General features: G+C 57.0%; 1 pseudogene. It reads right to left on the bottom strand.

Going from position 1 to position 265, the window contains the following annotated elements:
• Nucleotides 1–265: pseudogene (gene mhpE, locus SB756_RS31020) on the bottom strand (4-hydroxy-2-oxovalerate aldolase); the annotation flags it as partial.

Raw genomic sequence — 265 nt, 5'->3', positions numbered from 1 at the left:
CGGTGTCCATTCCGAGCTCGCGGGCATACTGAATATGCTGGGCGGAAACATCAGCTTCGGTACAGTGCGTAGCCACACGAACCACCCGCGCGCCAGCTTGCCAGGCATTTTTCAGATCGTGAATAGTGCCGATTCCTGGCAGCAACAACGTCGCGATTTTGGCGTGCTTCACCACATCCGCCGCTGCTTCAATCCATTCAAGGTCGCTATGTGCGCCGAAACCATAGTTAAAGCTGGAACCCTGCAAACCGTCGCCGTGGGCCAC

Origin of the sequence: Pseudomonas sp. SIMBA_068 (genome assembly GCF_046534705.1) — a bacterium.
GTDB lineage: Bacteria > Pseudomonadota > Gammaproteobacteria > Pseudomonadales > Pseudomonadaceae > Aquipseudomonas > Aquipseudomonas putida.
Note: the sequence above shows the minus strand (reverse complement) of the source record. Positions and strands in the feature narration are given on the sequence as shown.